Annotated in this window: 4 protein-coding genes; all 4 read right to left on the bottom strand. The window is 68.6% G+C overall.

Translation table 11 applies throughout. The features are described 5' to 3' along the window. Positions 1-309 precede the first annotated feature (309 nt). Positions 310-786 carry a YbaN family protein gene (locus AC1RTA_RS16305; protein ID WP_014237281.1) on the bottom strand — a complete coding sequence of 159 codons (477 nt, stop codon included), beginning with the start codon at positions 784-786 and terminating at the stop codon, positions 310-312. 4 nt (positions 787-790) lie between these two features. Beyond that, complete coding sequence (locus AC1RTA_RS16300; protein WP_492785335.1) at positions 791-3316, bottom strand: Lon protease family protein; 2526 nt, start codon at positions 3314-3316, stop codon at positions 791-793. Between the two features lie 58 nt (positions 3317-3374). Further along, on the bottom strand, positions 3375-4280 hold the full coding sequence (locus AC1RTA_RS16295) for a secretin N-terminal domain-containing protein (protein WP_492785334.1): 906 nt from the start codon (positions 4278-4280) through the stop codon (positions 3375-3377). 68 nt (positions 4281-4348) lie between these two features. Continuing rightward, positions 4349-5238, bottom strand: an 890-nt coding sequence (gene zapE, locus AC1RTA_RS16290) for a cell division protein ZapE (protein ID WP_492785333.1), incomplete at its 5' end; no start/stop codon positions are given.

Here is a 5238-nt window from a genome sequence, read left to right as displayed (position 1 = left end):
GGGCATGGGCCGCGCGGCATGGCGCGGCCTGGCGGGGCGGAACGAGAGGGCGGCCGGCCGGTTCCCCCACACCGCATCGGCCCACAGCCGGGTGAAGATGCAACGGGCTTCTTCGATCATCCGGGTCATGGCTGGCTCCTTCACGGTGGTGGCATCAAAGGTGAATCCACCTTAGCAAGGGGCGGCGGCGCAAGCCAATTGAATCGGGAAATAGTCCTTATAGCCGGCCTGCATCGCCGGCCTGTGGGCCTGCCCACGCCCCCTGAAGGAGGGAAAGCACGATCCGCCGGCCCTGGCGGCCCACGGCGCTCAGGCCCCCGGCCGGTCCCGGGAGGGAAGGCGCCACAGCCACAGGCACATGAAAAGGCCGAACGCGGCCAGGCCGGCCTGGGCCCAGGGATTTTTCACCACCAGCAGGATGGAGGTGGAAAAGGTCAGGGCCATCAGCAGCACGCCGGCCCGCTTGGCCCGGTAGGGAATGGCCCGGTGCCGCCGCCACTCCAGGATGGGCGGGCCGAACAGGCGATGGCCGGTGAGCCAGCGATAAAAACGCAGGGACGCCCGGGCGTAGCAGGCGGCGGCCAGCAGCATGAAGGGCGTGGTCGGCAGCAGGGGCAGGAACAGGCCCACCACCCCCAGCACGACGCACAGGCTGCCGGCGGCGATGAGCAGGCCCCGCACCAGGGGCGAGGCATGTTCCACCACCTCGGCGGCGGCCTGCAGTTCCGCCGGGGTGACCGCACCCTCTGCCGCCAGGGGCTCCATCCCCTGCCCCGGATCGCCCATGGGCTCAGGCCTCCCCTGCCCCGCGCTCCCCGTGGCCGGCCACGTCTTCCACCGGCTCCTTGCCCGGCTTGGGCTTGGCCGGGCTTTCCTTGGCCTTGCTCCTGCGCGGCGCCTTGGGCTTTTCCGGCGGGCCGTGGCGCTGCTGGGCCAGTTCCATGAGCTGGGTGGCCACCTTGCCGCTGACGCTGTCCGGGGCCACCTCGCCCTTGGCATCGGGAGTGCCCGCCGGCAGGCCGGTGAGCAGGGCCATGGCCTCATCCACATGGCGCACGGCGAAGACGTGGAAGTCGCCGCGGCGCACCGCCGCCACCACGTCGGCCCGCAGCATGAGGTGGGAGACGTTGGCGGCGGGAATGATCACCCCCTGCCTGCCGGTCAGGCCCCGGGCCTGGCAGATGTCGAAGAAGCCTTCGATCTTTTCATTGACGGCGCCGATGGGCTGGACCTGGCCCAGCTGGTTGAGGGAGCCGGTCATGGCCAGGGACTGGTGCAGGGGCAGCATGCCGATGGCCGACAGCAGGGCGCACAGCTCGGCCAGGGAGGCGCTGTCCCCGTCCACCTCGCCGTAGGACTGCTCGAAGACCAGGCTGGCATTGACCGAGAGGGGCACCAGGCGGCCAAAGCGGTTGGAGAGGAAGCCGGAGAGGATGAGCATGCCCTTGCTGTGCAGGGGGCCGCCCAGTTCCGTTTCCCGTTCGATGTCCATGACGTCGCCATCGCCCATGCGCACCGCGGCGGTGACCCGCATGGGGTGGGCAAAGGTCAGCTCGCCCATGTCGATGGCGGCGAGGCCGTTGATCTGTCCGATTTCCATGCCCTCGGTGGCAATCATGAATTCGCCGTTGAGAATGGCCTCCTGCTGCCGCTCCCGCACCCGGTCGGCGCGCCGCACCTGGGCCGCCAGGGCCCGCTCCAGATGCTGGCGGTCGATGTCGGGGGCGCCGTCCTTCTCCGCCATCCAGTCCGCCTCCCGCAGCAGGTCGGCCAGCACCCGGGTACGGGTGGTGAGCTTGCGCGAATCCTCGGCCAGGCGGGCCGCCCGTTCGATGGTCCAGGCCGTGGCGGCCCGGGTCAGGGCCCGCAGCTGGTCGCGGCGGGCCAGGGTGGCCAGCAGGCGGGCGTAGAGCAGCGCATTCTCCGGGCCCCGCACCACGTCGTTTTCCAGGTCTGCCGCCACCTTGAACAGGGCGCCGAATTCCGGGTCCATTTCGGAAAGCAGGTAGTAGGTGCTGCGATCGCCCACCAGCACCACCTTCACGTCCAGGGGCATGGGCTCCGGCTCGAGCTGCTGGGTGCTCTGCAGGCCGAAGAGATCCTCCGGCGATTCCAGGCGCAGGCGCTCGGCCTGCAGGGCCCGCTTGAGTCCTTCCCAGGCGTAGGGCTGGGTCAGCAGCTTGCCCGCATCCAGCACCAGGGCGCCGCCATTGGCCCGGTGCAGGGCACCGGCCCGGATCAGGGTGAAGTTGGAAACCCACATGCCCATGTGGGCGGTGTGTTCCACCCGGCCCAGCAGGTTCTGGAAGGTGGGCAGGCTCTCGCACACCACCGGCCGGCCGCTGGTGCCGCTGTTGTCCACCAGCAGATTGACCAGGTAGCGCTGCAGGGAAATGCTGCCGGAGAAGAGCAGGGTTTCCATCTCCCCCTCGCCCTTCTGGGATTCCCGCAGGTTGTCACCGGTTTCCACCACGTCGTGCAGCACCGCGTCGAGGAAGGCGCTCACCTCCGCGAGGTCGGCATAGGCGGGCTTGAGTTCTTCGATCTCGTGGCCCACGGCCAGGCGCAGGGCCTCCCGGGAGATGTCCTTGACCTTGGCCTGCAGCTCCCGCTGCCAGCGGGGGAACTGGCTGACCAGGTCCTGCAGGCGCGGCTCGTAGGATTCGATGATGGCGTCCAGCTCCTCCTGGCGCTCCTTGGGCAGGGCGTCGTACTCCTCCTCGCTCATGGTCTCGTCCTCACTCTTGGCGGGGACGAAGGTGAAGCCTTCCTCGGTGGACAGCAGGGCCACGCCCTTGCTCATGGCCTCCCGGCCAAGAGTACGCAGGGCCGTGTCCTCCCGCTTCTTGGCCTCGCTTTCCAGGGCGTTGAGGCGGCGCCGGTAGTCGTCGCTCTCGAAGGCGGCGGTGAGGGCCGGGGCCAGGCCGGAGACGAAGTTCTGCATGTCTTCCCGCAGCTTGCTGCCGCGGCCGGCGGGCAGCCTCAGCAGGCGCGGCCGGGTCGGCTCCTGGAAGTTGTGCACATAGCACCAGTCCCAGGCGGCATCGCCGTTGCCGCGATGGCGGAACTGGGTGTCCAGCACCCGATGCACCAGGGCGTGGCGGCCGCTGCCCGGCTCGCCGAGGACGAATAGGTTGTAGCCGTGGCGGGGAATGTCGAGACCGAAGCTCAAGGCCTCCACCGCCCGGGGGTGGGCGAATTCCTCGGCCAGATCGTCCAGTTCGGCGGTGGTGGCGAATTCCAGCAGGCTCTCGGGACAGGGCGTGAACAGGCGCTCCGGAGGCAGGCGGCAGGGATGTTGGCGAAAATCGGTCATGTTCTTCTTGGTTGTTGTGTTCCGCCGCCGGGGCTGCGGAAAAAAAGGAAAGCCGGGACTACTTGATCTCTTCCACCAGCAGCCAGACGGTCCGGTTGTCGCGTACGTCCTGGGTGGACAGGGTGCTGTTGGCCCGCTCCCGTCCGCTCGATTCCTGGCCCATGCCGCCGAGGGCGATCCACTCGCCCAGGCGGCCGGAGACGGTGGTGCTGAGGCGCTGGATATTGGCGCTGCCGGGGCCGTAGCTGCCCGGGGTGTCGTTCTGGGGGCTGATTTCCAGGGTCACCCGGTCCCCCGCCAGGTGGGGCTCGGCATAGAAGCCCTGGCCCAGGTCCCGGTACACCGTGCTCTCGGTCACCACCACGCCATTGGGACCGAGCACGGCCTGGCGCAGGGGCACCGGCACGGACTGGCCCATCTGGATGAAGGCCCGGCCCCCTTCCATCACCTGCACCATCTGCCCGGCGGAACTGCTGCGGGTGCTGCGGGTGTCCACGATCTCCGTGGTCACGCTGGAGCCGCCCCGCTGGATCTGCACGCTGCCGCCGCCGCTACGGCCGAGGCTGCCGCTGCCGTTGAGGGTGCCGGCGGCCCCGGGGGACTGGATGATGCGCACATTGCCGCCCAGGCCCACGTTGCCGGAGACACCCACGTCCCGGCCCCGGCTGTCCTGGTCCCGGTTCTGGGTGACCCGGATACGCAGCATGCGCGGCGGCGTGTCGATGGAGGCCAGCACCTGCTTCAGCTGCTCCCGGTTGCGCCGGCTGCCCTTGATGATGAGCTGGTTGTTCATGCCCGACACCGCGCCGCCCGGCTCCACCAGAGGCTGCAGCACCGGCAGCACCTGGTCCACGGTGCGGCTCTTGAGGGGCACGATCTCCACTTCCTGCTGGGCCCAGGCCATGGAGAATATCCCCAGGAACAGGCCCAGGGCGAGCAACGGAACCAGCAGCAGACGCTTCACGGCAGACCTCCAATGATCGGCACGGCAGGAAAGGGGCGGCACCAGTGTCGCCCCGCCCTCCCGAAAACTCAAGCCAGATGGGGCAAGGCCAGGTAGTCCCGGGAACGCATTTCCACCAGGCGGCTGACGGTGCGGAAAAACTCGCCGGCGTGGGTGCCCTCGGTGTACAGCCCTTCCGGCTCGCACTCGGCGGTGGCAATGAATTTGACCTTGGCGTCGTAGAAGATATCCACCAGCCAGGTGAAGCGCCGGGCCATGTCGCGCTGGGTGGAATTCATGCGGGGCAGACGGGAGACCAGCACCGTGTGGTAGGCCCGGGCCAGCTCCAGGTAATCGTTCTGGGAACGGGGACCGTCGCACAGGGCCTGGAAGTCGAACCACACCACCCCGGCGGAGCGGCGCAGCACGGGAATCTCCCGGCCCAGCACCTCGATGCTGCCGCCGGCCTGCCCTTCCCCGCCGGCCAGCTCCCGGAAGTAGTCGGCCATCTTGGCTTCCGCCGCGTCGTCGGCCGGATAGTGGTAGATCTCCACCTGCTCCAGGGTACGCAGGCGGTAGTCGATGCCCGCCTCCACCTGCACCACGTCCAGCTGCTGCTTGAGCAAGGCGATGGTGGGCAGGAAGTTCTGCCGCTGCAGGCCGTTGGGGTAGAGGTTTTCCGGCGGGTAGTTGGAGGTCATCACCAGCACCACCCCCTTGGCAAAGAGCTTCTCCAGCAGGCGGCCCAGGATCATGGCGTCGGCGATGTCGGAGACGTGGAACTCGTCGAAGCACAGCACCCGGGTCTCGGCAGCAATGCGCCCGGCCAGGATGGCCAGGGGATCGGTCTCGCCCTTGAGGCTTTCCAGGTCCTTGTGCACCTGCTGCATGAAGCCGTGGAAGTGGATGCGCTTCTTGCGCTTGTAGGGCACGGAGTCGTAGAAGCAGTCCATGAGGAAGCTCTTGCCCCGCCCCACCC

The sequence above is a fragment of the Azospira sp. MPR-E4 genome (assembly GCF_058809645.1).
Note: the sequence above shows the minus strand (reverse complement) of the source record. Positions and strands in the feature narration are given on the sequence as shown.